Source organism: Candidatus Kapaibacterium sp. (genome assembly GCA_025059875.1).
Classification (GTDB): Bacteria; Bacteroidota; Ignavibacteria; order Kapaibacteriales; family HRBIN21; genus HRBIN21.
This window is the reverse complement of record JANXCT010000001.1, coordinates 474,365-495,011: the sequence shown is the minus strand read 5'-3', so window position 1 is coordinate 495,011 and position 20,647 is coordinate 474,365. Positions and strand designations below refer to the sequence as shown.

Below are 20,647 nucleotides of genomic sequence, written 5' to 3'. Positions count from 1 at the left end.
CCCTACAGAGTCACCTGCACCTGCGCTGTCACTATGTTCCACCAGGGACGTCCTGGAGGTTGTGTGCCCGCAACCGAGAGCGACCATACCGTAGCGCCGGTTTCGTAGCTGAGCTCGCCCTGGAGCCACCAGCCAGCGAATAACCCGCCGAGCAAGGCTTCCGTAGGCATACCCTTGGGGACAAGCCAGCCATAGCGGACCGTCATCTGGGAGAGAAACTGCTCTAAAGGCCGACCACCAACAGTCAAAGCCCAGCCCACATTCGTTACTGTAAGGCGGCCGCCGGCATTCAGCATCCTCCCTCGAAAGAGGCTCAAGCGTGGTGTCACCAACATCTCTGCACGAGGGCTCCAAGGCAACCCCACCCAACACTGGAGCCCAGTTACCTCTCCCCGATGTCCCCATGCAGTCCAGCGCCTCTCCCATATCGGACCGAGCCCCCCTCCGAGCCGCAGGACAGAGAAGAGGACATGCTCTAGGCTCCCTTCTACTGCAGCGCGATACGATTGCTCCCACGCACTTCCGGTCCAGAAGGCAGTACCCAGCCATTCGCCGCTCACTTCCCATTGCCAGGGGTAGGCACTGCGACGGTACCGATGGGAGAGATTCCACTGCGTCGTGGCCACTCCAGCCCCCGTTGCTCGAGTCGGTGCGAGATAGTGCCACCATGCCGAAGGATACCGTCTCTGCAGGAAGCTGAGCCGAGTCTCTACTTCCACATGCCTTTTGTCGGCATCGGATGCTGCAAACCTATACGCACCCTCAGCACGTATGACTGTGCCGGCAGCACCTCCGAAGTGCGTCGGAATCATCACGTAGTCTCCTCCGAAAGGCACCTGCTCAAACTCGGAGGCGTCTGGGAAGCTGTTTCCATTGAGGTCCCCCCGATGTCGAAAAGCCCCATGGCCAGGCAGAACCCGCAGGAAGTTCGGTAGTACGGCACCCAATGCCTCCGTTCCCGTCTCGTAACGCCACTGCAGCGACTTTGTACCAGAAGGGCTCCAGCTCCCCTGCCACTGCAACCATAGGAACTGCCGTGCTACAGCTGTGTCTCGGAGGATGTTCCATCCAATTTGGAGCTGCATCCTTCCAGACGGAGTCTGCCATAGGAGCCACGATGCTGGATACCAACCGCCAGCGTATCCTGGCTGCCACCGGTGATGCCAAAACAGCCGGACTCCTGCAGAGACGGCTGGAGCGATCGGCCATTCCACCTGAGTTGTTCCCTCGACACGCCGATGGAGAGGATAGCGGTCAATGTAGCCCCGGAGCTCCGCCGACCACTGCCACCGATGGCCTACAATGACCGCTGAAGAGTGGAGGCTGTGCCAGGGAAACTTCACCCCTGGCGCAACATCCCTATGCCCGCCACTATAGCCAAGCACCATCCGCAGACTATCGGCAGAGCCCGGACGAATCGTTACCACCCCGCCCCACCGTAAGGCTGAGAGTGGCTCCCGACAGAGCCACCCTGCGAGTACTTCCACCTGCGCCCACCCAGATTGAGCCCGGAAGCGCTGCTGGAGGACTGCCCTCCGTCCCATCGCCTGTAGGCCCACCGGCATTTTCCACTCCCACCCCGTTAGGGCCTCCTCTGAAGGCGGAGCTGCCTCCATGAATGTCGGAGAGCTCAACCTGGCACTCCCTTCCCACATGAGCCAAGCCGTTGCTGTATCAGCAGCAGAGCTGTACCGAGCTGTAGCAGTCAAGGCAGCACCACGGAGAACATCTGCTTGCAATAGATACGGCTGTAGGTGGCTCTGCCGCCACTCCACCTCCGAGGCGTAGCCAGGGGTTGGTTCCCATCGCCACCGGAGGGTCCACATTTGGTGCTGCGACGGCAGTGGGAAGAGCTTTACCGGGGCATACCGCCCCCGGCGGAGTCCAACGTATCGGTATACACCAGGAGCCACAGGCTCATAATCCCCCTCCCCATCGCCTACGAAGCTGAAGGTGACCATATAGAGCGCATCCGGAGCCCCTGGGGCATACTCCCACACAGCTTGCGTAATTCCATTGACCACGGTATCCCGCCGGCGGTACCATCCCCGCCCTCGCCCGCTAATGCTATCTGCCCCAACCCAATCTGCTCCGTCAGTAATTCCATAGCTGCCTCCCTGCTGTACGATGACCCGAGCTACGCCCGGCCTATTTTCCAAGGGGCGCTGTAGGCGGTGAGCATACTCCAGCCCAAACCTATGCCCACTCCAAATGGGACTGGAGAGCGCAACACCAGCTACGGTCTGGGTTCGACCATCCTCCAGCACGCTGAACTCCACCACAATCTGGGAGGCAGAGCTCACCGGACGTCTGGGACGGAACGTCAGCTCCGCGCGCCAGTAGTCAATGACGTAGTCCTTGTCCTCCCCTCGCTCCTGCAGAACACCATCAACCCACACCCGCTCACTCCCCGGTACAATCGGCAGTAGCACGCCTGTCTGGGGCGGGCGCAGCAGGTAAGGGCCTGCTACGCCATCTATGGCTGTCACCCTAACGGTCACAGGGACGGAACGAGCTGCTCCCAGGAGTGCTTTAGCCTCCCAGCCGCTGACATGCGCTGCAGCCTTCACTCCGTGAAGGTACGTCGGCCCCCAGCCCCGTTCAGAGGGTGACTGCAGCATAAGCTCGCCAATCTCCGCACGGAAAGCAGCTGTCTGGACGTGGAGAGAGAGCTGCTCAGCCTCCTGCAGCGCAATGCTGGAGCCAGTTGCACTCCAAGGCAGATGATCCGTCACTATGCGCCCGCCTACCTCTGCGCTGCTCCCCACCTCAGCCCCGAAGCTCAAGTCCAGCCCCGAGTATATCGAGAGGCCAGAGCCCGACTGAAGAACCAAGCCGCGCACGAGCCGACCTCGTGACCGGAGCTCCTTCGGAGCAGTCTCCGCCACCTCTGAGGCGTTAGCAGTGACTTCCTGCTGCTGCGGCCGAAGCGGTTCCCTAGGAACCCCTCCATACGGCGAAACGTACAGCGGAACATACTGTGCATGGACCCACAGGTGAAGCGTATCTCGGTACCGAAAGAGCCGGCGGAAATGTGATGACAGGCGTATGCATCCCCGGCGGGCATCTAGCTCATAGTCCAACGGCGTCTGGAGGCTGTAGACCGAATCCAGCACTATGGTGAGCGACTGTATGAAGGGAACCCCCAGGCATACAAGGCTATCGGTGGCCGTCACTACCAGTGTCTGCGAAAGTTCTGGCAGTTGAGTTGCAAAGAGGCTACAGCAGAGGGCAGGGAGGGCCCAGCATCTGCACCAATGCCACATCTCCTGCCCACTATCAGCTATGACCGCGTCTGGAGGCGGAAGCTCTGGACGACACGCTCAAAGACGGGCCGGTAGACCGACTCTTCTGGCTTATACCACGTGATGACAACCCGGTAGAGCCTCTTGTCTGCCAGCACGAAGTAGGCCCGCCCTTGCACTTGGGCCGCCGCTGCGTACTCCAAGTAGTATGCCTCCTGCCCAGAGAGGCGTACTGGGACTGCCTCCGCGGCACGATAGCGGGGGCGGTTCTCCTCCACGATCTTCCGCAGGTCACGCTGCTGCGAAGCGTCGAAGACGTCCACCTGGATGATGCAGTCGTTACGGTCACCAACGAAGCGAACCGAGAACAGCGATGCCGGCACGCTGGTCCGCTCGGCGCGGAAGTTCTCCGGGACTTGAATCGTGAAGCCCTGCCCAACGTAGTTGCGGAGCGTCTGTGACGGTGGGGAAGGCTGCGCTGGTGTAGCCGTTGTAGGCTGTGCTGGTGCAGGCTGCCTTGCTAACGTCAGGGTCGCCAGAACAGAATCGAAGAGTGTTCGGTAGGCTGGGAATGTCCCTCCGAAGGCAGCACACTCTACTACAGTGGCAACCTGTCCATCAGCTGAAGCGATGTAGAGTTCGCCCTCCACTTCCCCATCCCGCAGCGGGAAGCGATACCGCAGCTTGCGCCCCGCTGCACCACCAACAGTGACGGTCTCTGGAGGGCTATAGACCTCGTCGCTGAAGATCTTGCGCTCCAGCAGTATGCTGTCGATGCTCTTGCCCTGCAGCAGTAGGACAGTCACCTCGATCTTCGCTGCCTTTGGCCCTTCAGCATCCCAACGCACGAATCGCTCTAGCGCAGCCTCGGAGGAGAGCACCAAGAAGCTCTCCCCGGCAACCGACCGCACATGCCAATTGGCTGGGTAGAGCACCTCAAAGCCTACGACGGGGTCTTTGTACCGCTGGAGCTCCCCTATCGGGGCAGGCCGAGGAGCCTGTTGGCAAGCCAAAAGGAGGGCGATGCCTACAAGGCTATACCGTCGCAGATCCCAGCGCATCTGTAGTCTCCGCCAAAGTAGCACCATGCACGTCGGCCGCGAAAATACAGAAAAAGCCCCCCGGGCAGCAACCTGCCCTATCCCTATGCCCCTCGAGGTAGGCAGAGCATTCCACCCGAACGCACCAGGAGCCCGTCGCGGACTAGCCCTTGGACCACATGACGCACCCACAGTCGTTGCTGCGCCGTCGGAATCTGCCCGAAGAGCATCTGAGCAACCTGCCGCAAGCTTGCCTTCCCTTGTGTGGCCACAATCCGCAGGACTCGTCCTCGCCACAACCGCCTGGGGATTCCTTCGAAGCTGGGCTCTTCCACTCTCTTCGCTGGCACACTAGGCACAGGATTCCGCGCATACTGGCACCACTGCTGTAGCGGACACTCCCCACAGCGCGGGGAACGAGGGCGACAGAGGAGGGCACCGATGTCCATCAAGGCTTGATGCCACTCTGCGGACTTGCCCCTGGGAATGAGTCGGCGAGCATGCTCTACCACCTGCTGCGGAAGTTCCTCCCCAACGAGACGCTGGAGGACCCGCCGGACGTTCGTGTCCACCACTGGCAGGTCTTGCCGCCCAAACGCAAAGGTGGCCACAGCCGCGGCGGTGTACGGACCAATGCCCGGCAAACGCTGAAGGAGACTCGGCTCCTGAGGGAGTTGTCCCCCGTAGTGGCTGACCACAGTTCGGGCACACTCCCAGAGCCGACGCGCCCGAAGATTGTACCCCAACCCCTGCCAGCACTGCAGGACCTCTGCTAGCGACGCTGCTGCCAGGCTCTGAAAGCTCGGGAAGCGCTCCAAAAACCTCTCGAGTGCTCGCTCGACTCTCCCAGCCTGGGTCTGCTGCAACATCACCTCACGAACCAGTACCGCGTAGGGCTCCGGAGGAAAGGAGCGCCACGTCAGCGGACGCTGGTGCCGTGCGTACCATTCCAGCACTGCCCGCTGAAGGCGACGTACGGGGAGCACTGCTGACGGTGCAGTCTCAGAACGCCTCCCCGAGGCCATACTGCGCCAACTTGCGGTAGAGCGTGCGCTCGCTAATCCCCAGCACACGAGCCGCTAAGCGACGGTTCCCCCCGAATCGCTTCAGAGCAGCGATAATGAGCCGCCGCTCGATGTCCTCTAGCCGGAAGTCAGCCTCGTTCCGCAGCCGGATGACGGCATCGTCGGTATCGTCCTGATACCGCAGCCTCCCCAGCACTTCTTGGAGCTCTTGCAAGAGCGAGCCCACTGCTTGTAATCCCCGTCGAAGGTCCCCCAGCTCGCTGCGGATATCCAGCAGGACCCGGTAGAGTAACCCGATGTCGAATGCGGCCGGTACACTCCTCGCCTCCTGCGAGCGACCTGCTACAACGATCGCCCGTTCTGCTGGAACGGGCTCGTACACAGCAAGGGGCTGCTCCACCGGGGCCATCTGCTGTAGGTAGCGCTGCACAAGCTCTGGCGTCAAGTATGCCCCCCGCTCCAACGTTATGACGGTCTCCACCAGGTTGCGGAGCTCCCGAACGTTCCCAGGCCACGGCTGCTGTTGGAGGAGCTCTAGAGCCTGCGGGTCGATCCCCTCAAACTCTATGCCCAGTCGCTCGCACGTCTTCGCTGCGAAGTACTCCACAAGCAGCGGGATATCCTCTGGCCGCTCTCGCAGTGGCGGCAGGTGGATGCGGACTGTATTGAGCCGGTAGTACAGGTCGCGGCGGAAGCTCCCTTCGCGGACGGCCGATTCCAGATCGCGGTTCGTTGCTGCAATGAGCCGGATGTCTACGCGGCGAACCTCGGAGGACCCCAGTGGGGAGAACTCACCAGTCTCTAAGACCCGCAGCAGCTTTGCCTGCAGCGCCAGCGGCATCTCGCCGATCTCGTCCAAGAAGAGAGTCCCGCGGTCGGCGACCTCCAAGAACCCCTGTCGGTCGCTAGTGGCGCCAGTGAAAGCTCCGCGGACATGCCCAAAGAGCTCCGACTCCAAGAGCGTCTCAGGGATCGCTGCGCAGTTGATGCTGACGAACGCTGAGCGGCGCCGTGGGCTGAGGCCGTGGATAGCTCGGGCGAAGAGCTCTTTCCCCGTGCCAGTCTCGCCTGTCAGCAGCACAGTGAGATCCGTCGATGCAACCTGCAGTAGGAGGCGCAGTGCCTGCCGCAGCGCGGCCGATTGCCCAACGATACCGTAGCGCCACTGCAGAAGCTGGAACTGTGCCTCCTCCTCTGCGCCCTTGGTCAGTTGGACTGGCGACGGCGCCATTCTTCCCATCCGCCTTCGTAGATGTAGAGCTGCCGAAAGCCTAAGTTCCGCAGTTGCTCTGCTAAGTGACGGCTTAGCTCGCACTGCCCGCCATCGCAGTAGATGACGATCGGCTTCGACCGCGGAAGCTGTAGGAGCTCCGGGATATGCGCCTCCATGTCGTAGGCGAAGATGTTGCGGGCTCCCGGGATGTGGCCGGCAGCGTAGTCTTCAGGGCGCCGTGCATCAATGAGGAGCACTTCTGGATGTCGGAGGAGTTGGAGCATGTGCTCGTACTTCACGACACGGATGGAGAGCTGTCCCGCCTGATGGTCTGCCGTAGCTTCGGAGCCCTTAGTGTCAGGAGTTTGGGAAGCGCTCCTGCGAGTCGTGGACACCGAAGTATCCGTTCGCACCGCTGCAGCCACCAGCCGCGACGCGTGTTCTTCTCCGCCCCCGCTATGCCTCGAAGTGTCTGACTGCGACTCCGCAGACTGCAGGAGCTGCTGGAGGACGGAATCTTCCACAACCGGCAGCCGCTGCTGGCTCCGCAGCAATGGAATTCCCTTGGGATTGACAGCATTGAAGACCAGGGCCACCAGGGTAGCTAACACTACCAATGACACGGCTTCCCACAGCGTCCTCTGCATCGGCTCGTCCCCTTTACAGCCAGCTCTTTAGCTGCTTTGACGTACAAGGAGCCCATTGCAGTTAGCGGCTGCTGGACCTTAAGCCGTCCTCAAGGAGCCGAAAGGCCTCCTCAGGTGTCGCCGCAACCTCTACGAGCATCCGCGCCGCTCCAAGCTCCGGGAGACTGGCAACAAGCCCATGGAGAGCATAGGTCCAGCGCTCACCAAGGCACACAATCGGCCTATCAGACAGCAGACGGCGTTCTCTCAGCGCCCAGACGGCGAACAGCTCCAACAATGTCCCCGTGCCCCCAGGGAAGACGACGTAGGCTGCCCCCAGTTCAACGAGCTTCTGCAAGCGCTCCAGGTACGTAGGCACGGTGATGGACTCGTCAACGTAGGGATTGACTGTTCGGGCAGCCAGTGCGGTTGTCACGACGCCAATGCGACGCACTGGGAATGCAGCCGCCCCTCGGAGTACCGCTTCCATAATGCCACCGTACCCGCCGGTTGCAACTCCCCAGCCTGCTCGGCCTAACAGCTCCCCCAAACGCACGGCGTCTTGGTAGGCGGGATCCTCGGGACCTTGACGACCGCTACCGAAGACGGTCACGATAAGACTCATGGCAACGCACTCCCCAGCATGAATGCTACAACGGTTGGTCCCCAGCGTAATGCTGGAACACCGCGAGAGAACTCAAACCCCCGCGCAAGGGTCGCTACCGCCAAGCCAAGCGGTGTCTCCACACAGACACCCAACCCAACCCCATGCTGCAGCGACCCCAACCGAATCTGCTGCGGTGCTATCCAGACGCCCCCCACGTCATAGCGAAGCGCAAGGCTGCTCGGCAGCCCAAGGATTGGCGGCACGGGAAGCTGGTACAGAGCGCTCAGCCGAACGAGCTGGCGACCTACGAGCTCATCCTCCCGAAGTGCCCAGAAGCTCCGGAGTCCTCCCAGGGAGAAGAACTCTATTTGGGGCATCGCGATATCCCCCGCGGCAAAGTGGAGCTCCGTCCACAAGCTGTGCCCCCACCACACGCGGTAGGATCGGCCGAAGGCAACCTCCAAGCGTGTGAAACCAACGGTGGCCTCAAACCACCGAGGGAGCGCACCTTCGAAGCTGAGCCGCGCAAGGCGCCCCTGCCTCGGGAATTCGGTGCGATCTCGACTGTCGTGCCCAAATGCGGTACCCCAAAGGAGGATCGTAGCAAACGGCACCGCTTGCCCCTCCGGAGCTTCTCGCTGTCGCTCGTATGAAAGCCAGCCTTCGATAACATCTACCGGCTGAAAGGGAAGGCGGAGTCCCAGCCGTATCCCGTACCGCTGCTGGCGTGCGTCCCCGGTGGTGATGACCTCCCATCCCGTTGACGTCGGCCTTCTCTCGAAGAGCCGGACCAATCGGCTGCTGGCGTAGAGCCGAGCCTGCACCGCCGCTCCGATGTCAGCCGAACGCCGCTGCAGGGCTACCTGCAGACTGACAGCCCCATCGCGTGGTCCAACGATGCCCGCTGCTCGCACCTCCATCTGCGGTATGACGCCTTGCCGGTGAACAGCCTCGAGCCACAGGCGTGTGTAACGCTCGTTGTCAGTTCGCAGCCCGAAATGGACTTGCTGCGGAGGAACCCGAGAGAGTCGCAGGCGGAAGGTTACCCTCTCCCCGTCCTGCTCCCGATACGCCTCCAAGCTGCGGAAGAGTCCAGAATGCTGCAGCCCTTGCCACCGAGGCCAGAAGCGCTGCCACATGATGGGTCTTCCCTCCTCCAGTGTTAAGAACTCCTGCACATCGCGGCACTCTTGGGGTGAGACCCCGCTACATTCCACCCTCCACACATGCTCGCGCTCAAGCCACGCGTAGAGGCAGGAATCTGCCACACTCCACGTTCGGGGCACCAACGTATCAAGGTCTAGGGCCTTGAGAGCACGGCGCAGTCGCCACTCCAGCCGACGCTGAGCGGGCCCTCCCGTCCTACAGCGCTCACCCACTGCAGCCATCCGGGCCAGAAGCTCGGCTACCCCCGCCGGCATCCCCCACAGTTCCAATGCCCGACATTCTGGATACGGCTCCACATGGCAGGAGAGAACAATCCCTCTACCGTCCCAGCCCGCGCGCACCACGAGCTGTCGGTAGCCCCCTCGGGCACTAAGCCAAAGAATACCTGATAGCGCTTCCGGCAGCGTCCGACTGCGGAGGTGTTCCAGAGCTTCCTCCTCCTCTGCTGTAAAGCCACTCCAACGAATCTCCGCCACTCGGGCAGCATAACCAGCGCCGAAGCGCTGAGCATACACTTGGGCAAGTGAATCCCAGAACATCCGATACCGCTGCTGGAGCTGTGGTAGCGCCGCTACTGCCGCTTCACGCCCCCGCGCAATGAGTGTTGCGAAGTCGCGGAACTCCAGCGTCCCGTGGTGCCCCAACGCCGGCTCAATGAGGACATCGGCTGCAGCCCGGTCTTGCTCGATGAAGCGCTGCATTACGAGCGAGATGCTCTGATCAGCAATCGCCCACGGGGTCGTAAGCTGCGCCTCCGTACGGAGCGGCGCCGTTGTGTTGACAGCAACGATGACAGCTTCCGGGAACTCCTGCCGCGCCAACCGCACGGGGAGATTGGCCTCCAATCCTCCATCTACCAGCAGCAGGGAATCCCAGCGCACAGGGACGTACCGCAGCGGGAAGACTGCGCTTGCCCGTAGTGCCATCGCTAAGTCTCCACGACGCAGGACAACAGCTCGTCCCCGCAGCAGATCCGTAGCAACGGCCCGGAAGCGGCACCACAATTGGTCGAAATCCGAAGAGCGGTAGGGAGCCCCCCATACCAGCTCCTGCAAGTAGGCTGTCATCCGCGTTCCAGGGGAGAGTGCCAACGGCAGCACGGGACGGAAAGCATCGAACGAGAGCGTCAGCAAGCTGCGATCCTCCTCCTGACGCTGGTCTACGAAGAGTTGAGCACGCTCATGCTCGCGGAGGGACAGCAACTCCTCCCAGTTCGTGCGCCACACGATCTCTTGGAGCTCCTGCACAGTATAGCCGCTGGCATAGAGCCCGCCGAGGATAGCCCCGATGCTGGTGCCAACAATCCCATCAGGAACCCAACCGTGCTGCTCTAAGACCTCCAAGACCCCCAGCTGAGCAATCCCGCGGGCGCCGCCGCCACTCAACACGATGACCAGCGGCGGAGCTAGTCGCCACGGTTCCGGAATTCTCCACTCTACCTCCGTCGCCCCTACAGCGTTCCACCCCAGTAGCACAAGGGCCCCGTATCTACGGAGTTTCAGCCGTGCCATGGCGACGCCACTCCTCGTAGACCTGCCGGACCCCCAAGTAGAACGGCAGCATCCGTTGCTCCAGCTCCCGCCGGTCACGCGCCGCCAGAAGCGCCAGCTCCTCTGTCCCTGCGTGGGTAAAGACATCTGCCTTGGAAGGATTCCGAACGATTTCCACAAGCTGCTCCGCAATGGCTTCGGGTGTGAGAATCTTCGGCAGCGGTGCCAGAGGGATACCGCGCTCACGAGCAATCTCCTTAGAGCGCCGGATGCCCTCTTGGTACAGCACTCCTATGGGTCCACCCTCGCTGACCTCTCCCCACTCCGTCTCTACTGCCGCTGGGCAGACGACAGTCGCCTCAATCCCTGTCTCCAGCAGCTCCGTCCGAAGAGCCGCCACGAACCCAACGGCAGCGTGCTTTGCAGCGACGTACGCGCTCATGTACGGGTATCCCCACTTGCCGGCAACGCTGGCAACGACCAAGATATGCCCCGTGCCACGCCGCTTCATATGGGGAAGTGCAGGTGCCGTGACGTACCAAAGAGCGAATGCGTTGACAGCGAAAATCCGCCAGAGCTGCTCGGGCGTCGTCTCCTCAACGGCCGCCAAGTTTCCCCGCCCTGCGTTGAGCAGCAAGACGTCAATCCTCCCCCACTGCTGAAGGACTCGTTCCACGAGGTTTCGAGCCTGCTCAGGATCAGCTACATCGGTCGGAACAGCAAGCACCTCCGAGCCAGAACACCGTAGCTCCTGCTCGACTGCCTCCAAGCGCTCCCGACGTCGTGCTGCGATGGCCACTCGGACCCCCTCCTGTGCAAAGCGGCATGCTGCTGCTGCCCCAATCCCTGAAGAAGCCCCCGTAATCAGCACAACCGTCTCTGGCTGCAACTCCATCCTCCATCCACACAGAAACTGGACGCACCCGCTCTGACGCTCACCTGCCCCGCCGAATTTCAAACACGGTGAACTCCCCTGTAGGAGATTCCCATTCAAGCTCCACAGCGTCTACCCGTGCAGCCGGTGGCCCGAAGCGCATCAGTCGCACCAGCTCCTCGATTCGCTCTGCTTCTCCCTCAACAACCGCTTCCACCTCGCCCCCTGGGCAATTACGCACGTACCCCACAAGGCCTAGCGAGCGAGCGTGGTGTAGGACGAAGTAGCGAAAGCCCACACCTTGAACGAAACCGCGGACTCGGATGTGCGCACGCTGCAATGCCATCACGGTCCTACAGACACCAAACGAACACCTGTATCCTCTGCAGTACCCGATTCGCCAGCGCTACCCGGAGCCGCTAATTTTACGTATGAGCTATCCCGCTCGTGTTAGCCCATGTGCTGAGCGTGCAGGGGATGATACGTCTCCTTCATACAGCAGACTGGCATTTGGGGAAACGCCTACGGCAATTCAATCGCCTGGAAGAACAGTGCCGAGCATTGGAATCCCTCGTGCTCCATGCAGATGAGCAGAAAGTCCATGCCATCCTGATCGCCGGCGATGTCTACGACAGTGCTAACCCTCCTGCTGAAGCCCAGACACTCTGCTTTAAGGTCCTGCACGAGCTGGCCCGCGGAGGCGAGCGGCCGGTCATTGTCATCGCCGGCAACCACGACTCCCCAGAGCGCCTGGAGTCAGCAGCTTGCTGGGGCTATCCCTTAGGGGTCCTACTCCTCGGCTCTCTGGATTCCACCCTACCACAGGCCGGGACACACCTTGGGAAAGCTGTCGTCTCCTACAGCGCCAACGGAATATTGGAGCTTCAGCACCCCCGCTGGCCCTTTGACGTGCGCTTCCTGCTAACACCCTACGTCTCCCCGTACCGACTCCAGCAAATCGTAGACACTCAGCTCCCCGCATGGCTGAGAACGCAGTGGGAAGAACGCCTGCAGAGCCGCGCTCATGTTCCCATGCCAACAGTTCTCGTGGCACACCTTTACTGCTCCGCAGATGGCATAGTCCTGCAGGAGGACGAGGAAGAGCGTCCCATCAGCTTCGGTAACGAAGCATTCTCGCCAGACGATTTCCCATCAATGGTCCACTACGTAGCCCTAGGACACCTCCACCAGTTCCAGATCATCCGCCAATCTTCACCAACGATTGCCTACTCGGGCAGCCTGCTACAGTACTCCTTCTCCGACACCAATCCCAACAAAGTCGCGCTCCTCGTAGAACTCAACCCCAATGGTGTCCAGATCAACCCCCTACCACTCTCCGGCGGCTACCCTCTATATCGCCTCATCTGCCAGAACAGCCAAGAGGCTCTGCAGCGGCTCCAGAACTTACCGAGCGAAGCGTACGTGGAGCTGCTGCTGTACTCTGATGCCCCTTTAAGCCCTGAGGAGCTACAACAGCTCCGGGGTTCCCATCGGCACCTCTTCATCACCCCCGTGAAGCTGCAGCAGGAGCTTTCGGAATTCTCATCCCCTGAGGCTCTCCTCGACGACATCGAGACCCTCTTCACCACTTTCTTCCGCTACAAGGAGAGACAGGACCCAGACGCGGCAATGGTAGAGCTCTTCCGAGAAGTTCTGCAACGGCATAGAGCCTTGCAACACGATACCTAGGAGAACAGCCATGATCCCGCTGGAGTTGACCATTGAAGGCCTCTTTTCGTACAGCACTAAGCAGCGGATAGACTTCGGCCCGCTCGTAGATGCAGGCCTCTTCGGCATCATAGGGCCAACAGGGAGTGGCAAGTCGGCGATCGTCGAAGCAATGCTGCTGGCCCTCTATGCTGAATGCCCTCGGAAGCCCCGGAACAAGAGTATCGCCGTCATCATGAACCCCAAGAGCCAAAAAGTCAGCGTAGATTTCACCTTCCTTCTGGACACTCACGATGGTCAGCATCTCTACCAATGTCGCTACCGAGCCAACGAGAAGGGCAGACTCCTCCATCAGCTCTTCCAATCCCACTCCGGAAAATGGCGACAAGTCAGTGGAAATACAGCCAACGAAGTTGCTAAGCTGCTTGGCTTGGACTACGACAACTTCTGCCGCGCCATCCTCTTGCCACAGGGGCAATTCCAGAACTTCTTGACACTGGACTCCGGAGACCGCGCCGAAGCACTCCAAAAGCTGTTCCAGCTCCACCGCTACGACTTCTCACTGACTATCCGCGACGTGAGGCAAGAAGCCAACCTCAGCAAGAAGAGCCTGGAACAGCAGCTGAATCAATACAGAGAATCCGCCTCCGAAGAGCTGCTTCAGAGCCTACAGGAAGAGCTGGAAGAAGCTAAGGCCAAGCAGGAAGAGCTGAAGCAGCGCCACCAAGAGCTGCTCCACAGAGAGCAGGGGTTCCAGCGGCTTGCCGAGCAATACCAACAGTACCAGAGACTCCGCCAAGAGCTACAGGATCTACACCGGCAGTACCCAGATGTGGATGAACGATGCCAACGACTTGAGCACCTCCTCCACTGCCGTGAGCGGCTGCTCCGACCCTGGCAGCAACTGCAAAACAAACTGGAACATCGCCGTAAGCTCCAGGACCAACTCATCCCATTGCAGCAAGCGGCTGATGAGCTCCAGAACTCTCTAAGTCCCCTCCAACGGCGCTATGAAGAGTTGCGGTCGCTTGCCGACAGCCACGAGCTCAGCCCTGAGATCATCCAACTTTACGACGACGCTGCGCAAGCTGCAGCGCTCCGAGAGAGGCTGACCGAACTAGATCTCGAACGCCAGGAACTCAGCCAACAGCTTGCCTCTCTACAGCACTCCCGTCAGCGGCTTGAAGAGGAGTTAGAGGCTCTCCGCAAACAGCGCCAACGGCTTATCGATGAGTTGAAGTCGTATGCAGAGCTTCACGAGCTGGTCGATTGGCACAGCGTAGACAAGGCGCTTCGGAATCAGCACAGCGAGCTTAGCGATGAACTTCGGAAGTGCAACGAAAAAATAGCCGAAGCGGAAGCGGAGTTCCTCCGAAGATGTGGTGAACTGTCAGAGGAATACCGGCCCCAGAGTCCCCACTCCGACGAGCTTGAGCAAGTGGAGGACCGACTCCGCTCTGCTATAGAGCAGCATCAGCGGCAACATGAGCGCTTGCGGCAACGCCAGAGCGCAGCTGAGCTGGCACAGCTTCTTGAGCCACATCAGCCCTGCCCCGTGTGTGGCTCCCTCGACCATCCCTCCCCCGCTCTCTCCGACCCGCACCTTCAGGAGGAGCTTGAGAAGAGCCTGGAACAGCTCTCCGTGCTCCAGGGATGGCTGGAATACCTTCGCACTCTTCGAAACGACTATGCAGCACGCTTTGAAGTGCTCGAAGGGCAGCGCCGTGAGATAGAGTCTAAGCTGGAGTCCATCCAGCAGAAAATTGCTGAACACCGACGCTCGTTTACGTGGTCTGGCTGGTCTCCTGATGCACTAGAGCATCAACTACAGGTTGCAAGGCAGCGCTATGGGCAGCTCCAGCAGGAACTCCAAGATCTCAATACCGAGGAGCGCGAACGCCTCGAACAGCTCGAGGAGTACAGACGCCAAGAACTCGAACGCCGAGAGTACTACAACCGCTTATCAAATGACTACGCTCAGAGCAGCAGCTCCTACGAGCACCTTTGCCAAAGAGTGAAGGACTACGACGAATCTCTTCTCCACTACACCCAGGAGACGCTCCGCAAGCTCCACGAGGAGCTCAAAGCCAGACGGCAGCAGGTAGAAGAAGAACTCCCCAGGGTGCAGAAAGGGCTTCAGGAGAAGCAGACCGAGTTCGACAGGGTACAGGGGCAGATAGAAACCCTTCGCAAGCAGCTTGCCGAGATGGAAGCTGAAATTGACAAATGCCACCAAGACTTCCGAGCAGCATGTGAAGCGGAAGGTCTATTGCTCGCCGAAGCACAACAGCTTCTCCAGCACCCGTATGATGAACTCTACAAGGAGCTCAGCGAGCTGCGGGACCTCCAAAGGCGCCTGAAAATGCTTCAGGAGGAATGTGATCGCCTCAGCACAGAAACCGCTCGCTACCAGCCCGACGAGCACGAGCGTATCTGCACAGAGCGGGCTCGTCTCGAGCGAGAGCTAGAGGAATTGGCAGAACGCCAAGGGGCCCTAAAGCGACAGCTCGAAGAGGTACAGCAAGCCCGCGAGCGGTACGCTCAGCTTTCGCAGGAGTACGAAAAGCTCTGCGTCCGATGCGACCGCATCGAGAAGCTGGCAAGGCTCTTCCAAGGCAATGCCTTCATCAACTTCATCGCCGCGTCCTACATGGATGGCATCTGCAATAGGGCCAACGAGTACCTGCGGAAGTGGACATATGGTCTCTTGGAGCTGGGGGTGAGAGAGGGCGGAAGGGAGCTATGTGTCCGAGACTTCAGCTACGAAGGAAGGGAGAGGGAAATCAGCACCCTATCTGGAGGGCAGCTCTTCCAGGCTTCCCTGGCATTAGCTCTGGCCCTTTCAGACATGGTCCGCGCAAATTCCCGACTCCGACGATGCCTGCTCTTCATCGATGAAGGATTCGGCAGCCTAGACCGCGAGAGTCTCCAGATCGTCATGGGGACCCTCCACCAACTCCGCCGCCAAGGACGCCTGATAGGGATTATCTCGCACCGAGAAGAACTCCAGCAAGAGCTGGAGGCCTACCTCAAGGTTGGAGAGAACTCCTCGCATGGAGAGAACTCCTTGCAGCTCGCGCGTCAGTAGAGGGACAAGCTCCTATGGAACGCCGCAAGGTCTACCTCTTGGCGCAGACCCATATTGACCCAGTCTGGTTGTGGGATTGGCATGAAGGCGTTGCCGTAACGCTGGCAACATTCCGCAGTGTCGTCCAACTCTGTCAACGGTACCCGGAGCTCCGCTTCAACCAGAACGAGGCCCTGCTCTACCACTGGGTTGAGCTCTACGAGCCCGAGCTGTTTGAGCGCATCCGGCATCTGGTCCAAAGTGGGCAGTGGTATCCGGCAGGAGGATGGTACCTCCAGCCCGACTGCAACCTCCCCTGCGGGGAGGCAATGGTGCGCCAGATCCTCGTAGGCCATCGCTACTTCACCCGCACTTTCGGCACCGAGCCAGTCGTGGCCCTCAATGTGGACTCATTTGGACACAGCCGCGGGCTAGTCCAGATCTTAGCCCGCAGCGGTTACCGCGCCTACATCTTCTGCCGTCCCTCGCGAGAACGGCTGCCATTGCCGCATAGCATATTCCGATGGGAAGGGGTTGATGGCTCCCAAGTCATCGGGATTCGTGCCGATTCGCACTACAACACACCTCTCGGAAAGGCTGCCGAGAAGCTACGCTCCTTCCTACAGCAGCAGGACAGCCCCCACCCCCTGCTCTTTCCGTGGGGAGTGGGCAATCATGGTGGCGGTCCCTCGGAGATAGACCTGCATGCACTTCGGGAACTGCAACAGGCGATGGATTGGCAGTTCCAGCATGCCACCCCTGAGGAGTACTTGGAGGCAATAGAGCCTTTGCGCTCCAAGCTCCCTGTTGTCCGCCAGAGCCTCCGACCGTGGGCCGTAGGAGCCTACACAACCAACATACGGCTCAAGCAGCTCTATCGCCTCGCCGAAGACCGCCTCATCACCGCTGAAACCATGGCCACGTGTGCTGCACTCCTTGGGCTCCTGCCCTATCCCAGAGAATCACTGCGTCGCGCATGGGAGGCAGTGCTCTTCTGCCAGTTCCACGACATCCTCGCCGGAACGTGCACGGAATCCGCAACAATATCGGCCCTCCAACGCCTATCCTCAGCCCTCCACACGGTTGACGGACTCCTCTATCGCTCCTTCATTGCCCTCTCCGTTGGCCAGCCTCCGGCAGTTCCTGATGAGATTCCCATCCTCGTGTACAACCACCACCCCTACCCGGTCACGGTGCTATTGGAGTGCGAATGCCAGCCAGAGGAGCCGAACCGCTCCACACTCCATGCACAGCCACAGCTCTTCTCAGAAGACGGTACCCCCCTTAGCTGCCAGGAGCTCCGCCCCGAGAGCAACCTTCCCCAAGACTTCCGCAAGCGAATCCTCTTCCGGGCGACGTTACAGCCCCAGCGTATGCACCGGTTCTCCTGCCGTTTCGCGTATGTACCTCCCCCTCCGCCGCCACAGACTACAGACCCTCAATGGATCCGCCTCCGCACAACCGAGGCCGAGATATGGATCAGCCGTCAGACCGGCCTCCTGGAGCGCTACCGAGTCCACGGCCGCGAATACGCCCGGGCAGGGATGGCCAGCTTGCTTGTCATTCCCGACAGCGCTGACGCCTGGGGCATGTGGGTCCGCCACTTTCGGCGCAAAGCCCGTCATTTTCGGCTTCTTCCAAAAGCCCTAGCCGCTTGGTTTGCCGGTGTCCCAGAACCACTCCATCCCGTCCGAATCATAGAGGATGGTCCACTCTGCACAGTCGTAGAGGCCCTCTTCCATCACCGCTACCGCTCCTTTGCCTGCTTGCACTATGTGATCCCTCGAGAAGGAGCAGAGATCGAGCTGCGCCTCCGGCTGTACTGGAACGAGCGCGATAGTCTCCTAAAGCTCGCCTTTCCTACTCGGCTCCTCCACGCCCGTCTCTATGGCCAGAGCATGTTCGCCGTTGAGGAGCTCCCCACGAACGGCTCAGAACAGGTAGCACAGCGGTGGGTCTGCCTCGTAGAAGAGCCGTATGCACTGAGCTGCATCACAGACACCACGTACGGCGTTGACTGCCACAGTGGCGAACTCCGCCTCTCGCTCGTCCGTTCCCCAGCGTACTCTGGCCATCCCGTAGCTGGGGTATCCCATATTGCGCCGCCCGACCGCTTCACGCCACGCATTGACCAGGGAGAGCACCGCTTCCGGTTCTGGCTTAATGCCGGCGAGAGCCTTAGCCGGCTCCAAGCCATAGAGCGCGAGGCTCACATACGACTCCGCCCCCCGCTGGCCTATCCCTTCCCTCCTGCTAGGAGTAGGGCGCCTGTGCAGCCCCTAGTGCACATAGAGCATCCTTCTGCAGTCCTCACAGCGCTGAAGCTTACGGAGGATGCCGACGCGCTCATTGTCCGCCTCTGGGAGTCAACAGGGCAACAGTCTGTGTGCAGGCTTTTGTTTCCCGCCTTTGGCTACTATGCCGACGTCGAGCTCCAACCGTATGCTGTCACAACCTTTCGGATAGACCTCCGCGACGGCACGCTTACAGAGACCGACCTCTTAGAACGCCCCCTTTCCTCACCAGTACCACTAAAGCGGCTGCCTTCGGCCTCGCAGACTTCTTAGAACGGCTCCGGAGACTCCGGAATTCGATAAGTCAGCTGCCCTTGTAGCCGTTCCTTCATCGCTATGAAGGTCGGCTTTGGAATCTGCTCGAACTCTAGCGCAATCCGGAGCTGCTCTTCCTGGAGACGCCGGGAATACAGCTCTCCCTCGGTCTCGCTATCCCCAATGAGGTCGGCGATCCGCTCCTCTAACTTTTGGCGAATCTGCAGTGCCAAATCGTTCGCGCGCATGCTCATCGCTACGACCGCTGGGTAGAGGGTTCCGTTCTTGTCTTCCTGCATGCGCACTTCCACAGGATTGACGATGTACGTGCTCATGGCCGTTCGGGACCGCGTATCAGACTCTTGCGGGGGCTGTAGACGTTTTGCCGCCCGTGTTATGGCAGCGGCTCAGCGATTCGGCGTGAGAGCCAAGATTTGGTAGTAGCGCTGGCTCTTCACGAGAGCGGCAGCGGCAGCAAGTTGCCGATCGTACTGGAGGAACCGCTCTTGGAGTTGCCGGGCCGGGAGGAAGCGTGCTAAAATCTCCCGCTCCAGCAGGGGCAGCAAAGCCTCGCGGTAGCGCAGCAACAGCGAAGGCTCCTGTTGGCGACTCTGTTGGAGCAGCCGCTCGAGTTGGCGCACAGCCGCAGGGGGCAGATGGTCCGGCGCTCCCTCCACTGCCTTCGTAAGGGCTGCAGTCGTGGGATAGAGTCTGGCAGCCTCTTTGTGCTGCTCTAAGAAGCGTTCCAGTTCCGTGAGCAGAGTTGCCGGTGCAGAGCGGAAAGGAGGCTGTGTGTACTGAGCAGCATAGGCTGTTGCGAACCGAAAGAGCCATCCCTCCCTCTGGAGCCATCGGATGGGTTCTGGCAGAGAATCCTCTGCCGATACAATCGTGTCAGGGATGATGCCGACGTTGCCCTCTACCCGGCGCCCATTACGGGTAAAGAACGGCTGTGGAGGCTCGGGCTGCTTAGCTGCAAGCAGAGGCAGTGGCATCTTCTGTGGGGATCTACCCGAAGGCATGTAGTATCGCGACGTCGTTAGCCGAAGCGAAGCCCCATGCGGGAGGGAAAGGACCGACTGCACGGAACCTTTCCCAACTGACGGGCTCCCGACGATGAGCGCCCGGTCCAGGTCCTGAAGCACCCCCGCTAGGATCTCTGAGGCACTGGCACTGCCTTGGTCGATGAGGATCGCTAACGGCAGCTCTGTCTCTACCGGAGTGACGTAGGCGTAGTAGACGCGGTCCTGCTGTGGATCTCGGCCTCGGATCGTCAACAGCGGAGTGTTCTGCGGTACGAAGAGCCCACAGATATTGACGGCAACGTCCAGTAACCCACCAGGATTGTCCCGCACGTCTATGATGAGTCCCCGAAGGGACGCCCGCTGTTGTAGCTGCTGAAGCGCTTGCCGTACTTCTTCTGTCGCGCGTCGAGAGAACCGCTCCAGCCGAATATAACCGACGCCGTCATCGAAGAGGCGCACGACCGTGACAGCGGGGAGGCGAATCTCCTCGCGCCGCACTTGCAACCGAAGCGTGTCGTAGCCGCCTGACAGGCGCTCTCGTAAGAGCACAACGCGAACTACAGTGCCAGGCTCCCCACGGGTGTACTGTCGCAGCCTCCGCGGCGGCAGCTTCAGCACGACTGTTGAGTCAAGCTGGAGGAGCCGATCGCCGACACGGATGCCAGCACGCCAAGCATCGGAATGCTCGTGGACCTCCAGCACCGTCAACAGGCTGTCATCCTGCATGCCAGCGACGATCCCAATCCCCGTATACGAGCCCGTCGAGAGTATATCCAGCTCGTCGCTGCCGCTTTCGTCAATGTAGCGCGTGTATGGGTCTATCTGCTTCAGCATGACCTCCAACGAGCTCTGCAGCAGCTCCTCAGGATCAATCGGTTCGACGTACTGGGTAATTAGCTGCCGCAGTACAGCCGTGAAGATGTCCAAGGCCTTGGTCATCTTCATCACGAAGGGCTCTTGAGCCACGGCCGCTAACCTCAAGACCGTAATCCCGGCGACCACGCCGCAGAACCCAGCAACCACAAGCCACCGACGCACACTCTTCATCATC

14 protein-coding genes are annotated in these 20,647 nt (G+C 60.5%); 3 read left to right on the top strand and 11 right to left on the bottom strand.

The window, feature by feature from the left end:
* Positions 1-2: 2 nt before the first annotated feature.
* From NZ960_02265 to NZ960_02225, 9 genes are all read right to left on the bottom strand, one after another.
* Positions 3-3,266: a hypothetical protein gene (locus NZ960_02265; protein ID MCS7176440.1), complete on the bottom strand. Its 3,264-nt coding sequence runs from the start codon at positions 3,264-3,266 to the stop codon at positions 3-5.
* 17 nt (positions 3,267-3,283) lie between these two features.
* Positions 3,284-4,306, bottom strand: a complete 1,023-nt coding sequence (locus tag NZ960_02260; protein MCS7176439.1) for a hypothetical protein — start codon at positions 4,304-4,306, stop codon at positions 3,284-3,286.
* A gap of 83 nt (positions 4,307-4,389) precedes the next feature.
* Complete coding sequence (locus NZ960_02255) at positions 4,390-5,271, bottom strand: A/G-specific adenine glycosylase (protein MCS7176438.1); 882 nt, start codon at positions 5,269-5,271, stop codon at positions 4,390-4,392.
* Positions 5,272-5,287: 16 nt separating this feature from the next.
* A complete protein-coding gene (locus tag NZ960_02250) occupies positions 5,288-6,541 on the bottom strand; it encodes a sigma 54-interacting transcriptional regulator (GenBank protein MCS7176437.1) in 1,254 nt (417 codons plus the stop codon).
* Complete coding sequence (locus tag NZ960_02245; GenBank protein MCS7176436.1) at positions 6,517-7,170, bottom strand: rhodanese-like domain-containing protein; 654 nt, start codon at positions 7,168-7,170, stop codon at positions 6,517-6,519. The genes NZ960_02250 and NZ960_02245 overlap by 25 nt, the downstream gene beginning before the upstream one ends.
* Positions 7,171-7,231: 61 nt before the next feature.
* Positions 7,232-7,774 carry an LOG family protein gene (locus NZ960_02240; GenBank protein MCS7176435.1) on the bottom strand — a complete coding sequence of 181 codons (543 nt, stop codon included), beginning with the start codon at positions 7,772-7,774 and terminating at the stop codon, positions 7,232-7,234.
* Positions 7,771-10,434, bottom strand: coding sequence for a patatin-like phospholipase family protein (locus NZ960_02235; protein ID MCS7176434.1), 2,664 nt, complete (start codon positions 10,432-10,434; stop codon positions 7,771-7,773). Before NZ960_02235 ends, NZ960_02240 begins: the two co-directional genes overlap by 4 nt.
* Entirely contained in the window at positions 10,412-11,308 is an 897-nt protein-coding gene (locus NZ960_02230; GenBank protein MCS7176433.1) for an SDR family NAD(P)-dependent oxidoreductase, read from the bottom strand. Before NZ960_02230 ends, NZ960_02235 begins: the two co-directional genes overlap by 23 nt.
* Positions 11,309-11,348: 40 nt before the next feature.
* Positions 11,349-11,633 carry an acylphosphatase gene (locus tag NZ960_02225; GenBank protein MCS7176432.1) on the bottom strand — a complete coding sequence of 95 codons (285 nt, stop codon included), beginning with the start codon at positions 11,631-11,633 and terminating at the stop codon, positions 11,349-11,351.
* 131 nt (positions 11,634-11,764) lie between these two features.
* Here NZ960_02225 and NZ960_02220 point away from each other — a divergent pair, with 131 nt between their 5' ends.
* Genes NZ960_02220 through NZ960_02210 form a run of 3 tightly spaced genes read left to right on the top strand, consistent with a single transcriptional unit; the run spans position 11,765 to position 18,589 of the window.
* On the top strand, positions 11,765-12,976 hold the full coding sequence (locus tag NZ960_02220) for an exonuclease SbcCD subunit D (protein MCS7176431.1): 1,212 nt from the start codon (positions 11,765-11,767) through the stop codon (positions 12,974-12,976).
* A 10-nt stretch (positions 12,977-12,986) separates the two neighbouring features.
* Positions 12,987-16,043 carry an SMC family ATPase gene (locus tag NZ960_02215; protein MCS7176430.1) on the top strand — a complete coding sequence of 1,019 codons (3,057 nt, stop codon included), beginning with the start codon at positions 12,987-12,989 and terminating at the stop codon, positions 16,041-16,043.
* A gap of 14 nt (positions 16,044-16,057) precedes the next feature.
* The gene (locus NZ960_02210) at positions 16,058-18,589 is read left to right on the top strand and encodes an alpha-mannosidase (protein ID MCS7176429.1); all 2,532 of its coding nucleotides are present in this window, start codon (positions 16,058-16,060) and stop codon (positions 18,587-18,589) included.
* Here NZ960_02210 and NZ960_02205 read toward each other — a convergent pair.
* Positions 18,586-18,906, bottom strand: a complete 321-nt coding sequence (locus NZ960_02205) for a hypothetical protein (GenBank protein MCS7176428.1) — start codon at positions 18,904-18,906, stop codon at positions 18,586-18,588. The two genes, NZ960_02210 and NZ960_02205, sit on opposite strands and share 4 nt — an antisense overlap.
* Positions 18,907-18,978: 72 nt before the next feature.
* Positions 18,979-20,646, bottom strand: coding sequence for a S41 family peptidase (locus tag NZ960_02200; protein MCS7176427.1), 1,668 nt, complete (start codon positions 20,644-20,646; stop codon positions 18,979-18,981).
* Position 20,647: the final 1 nt, after the last annotated feature.

Bases quoted from the DNA above. Each gene is read 5' to 3' on its own strand.
- NZ960_02265 (MCS7176440.1), bottom strand. From the start codon at position 3,266: ATGTGGCATTGGTGCAGATGCTGGGCCCTCCCTGCCCTCTGCTGTAGC.
- NZ960_02260 (MCS7176439.1), bottom strand. From the start codon at position 4,306: ATGCGCTGGGATCTGCGACGGTATAGCCTTGTAGGCATCGCCCTCCTT.
- NZ960_02250 (MCS7176437.1), bottom strand. From the start codon at position 6,541: ATGGCGCCGTCGCCAGTCCAACTGACCAAGGGCGCAGAGGAGGAGGCA.
- NZ960_02245 (MCS7176436.1), bottom strand. From the start codon at position 7,170: ATGCAGAGGACGCTGTGGGAAGCCGTGTCATTGGTAGTGTTAGCTACC.
- NZ960_02240 (MCS7176435.1), bottom strand. From the start codon at position 7,774: ATGAGTCTTATCGTGACCGTCTTCGGTAGCGGTCGTCAAGGTCCCGAG.
- NZ960_02235 (MCS7176434.1), bottom strand. From the start codon at position 10,434: ATGGCACGGCTGAAACTCCGTAGATACGGGGCCCTTGTGCTACTGGGG.
- NZ960_02230 (MCS7176433.1), bottom strand. From the start codon at position 11,308: ATGGAGTTGCAGCCAGAGACGGTTGTGCTGATTACGGGGGCTTCTTCA.
- NZ960_02225 (MCS7176432.1), bottom strand. From the start codon at position 11,633: ATGGCATTGCAGCGTGCGCACATCCGAGTCCGCGGTTTCGTTCAAGGT.
- NZ960_02220 (MCS7176431.1), top strand. From the start codon at position 11,765: ATGATACGTCTCCTTCATACAGCAGACTGGCATTTGGGGAAACGCCTA.
- NZ960_02215 (MCS7176430.1), top strand. From the start codon at position 12,987: ATGATCCCGCTGGAGTTGACCATTGAAGGCCTCTTTTCGTACAGCACT.
- NZ960_02210 (MCS7176429.1), top strand. From the start codon at position 16,058: ATGGAACGCCGCAAGGTCTACCTCTTGGCGCAGACCCATATTGACCCA.
- NZ960_02205 (MCS7176428.1), bottom strand. From the start codon at position 18,906: ATGAGCACGTACATCGTCAATCCTGTGGAAGTGCGCATGCAGGAAGAC.
- NZ960_02200 (MCS7176427.1), bottom strand. From the start codon at position 20,646: ATGATGAAGAGTGTGCGTCGGTGGCTTGTGGTTGCTGGGTTCTGCGGC.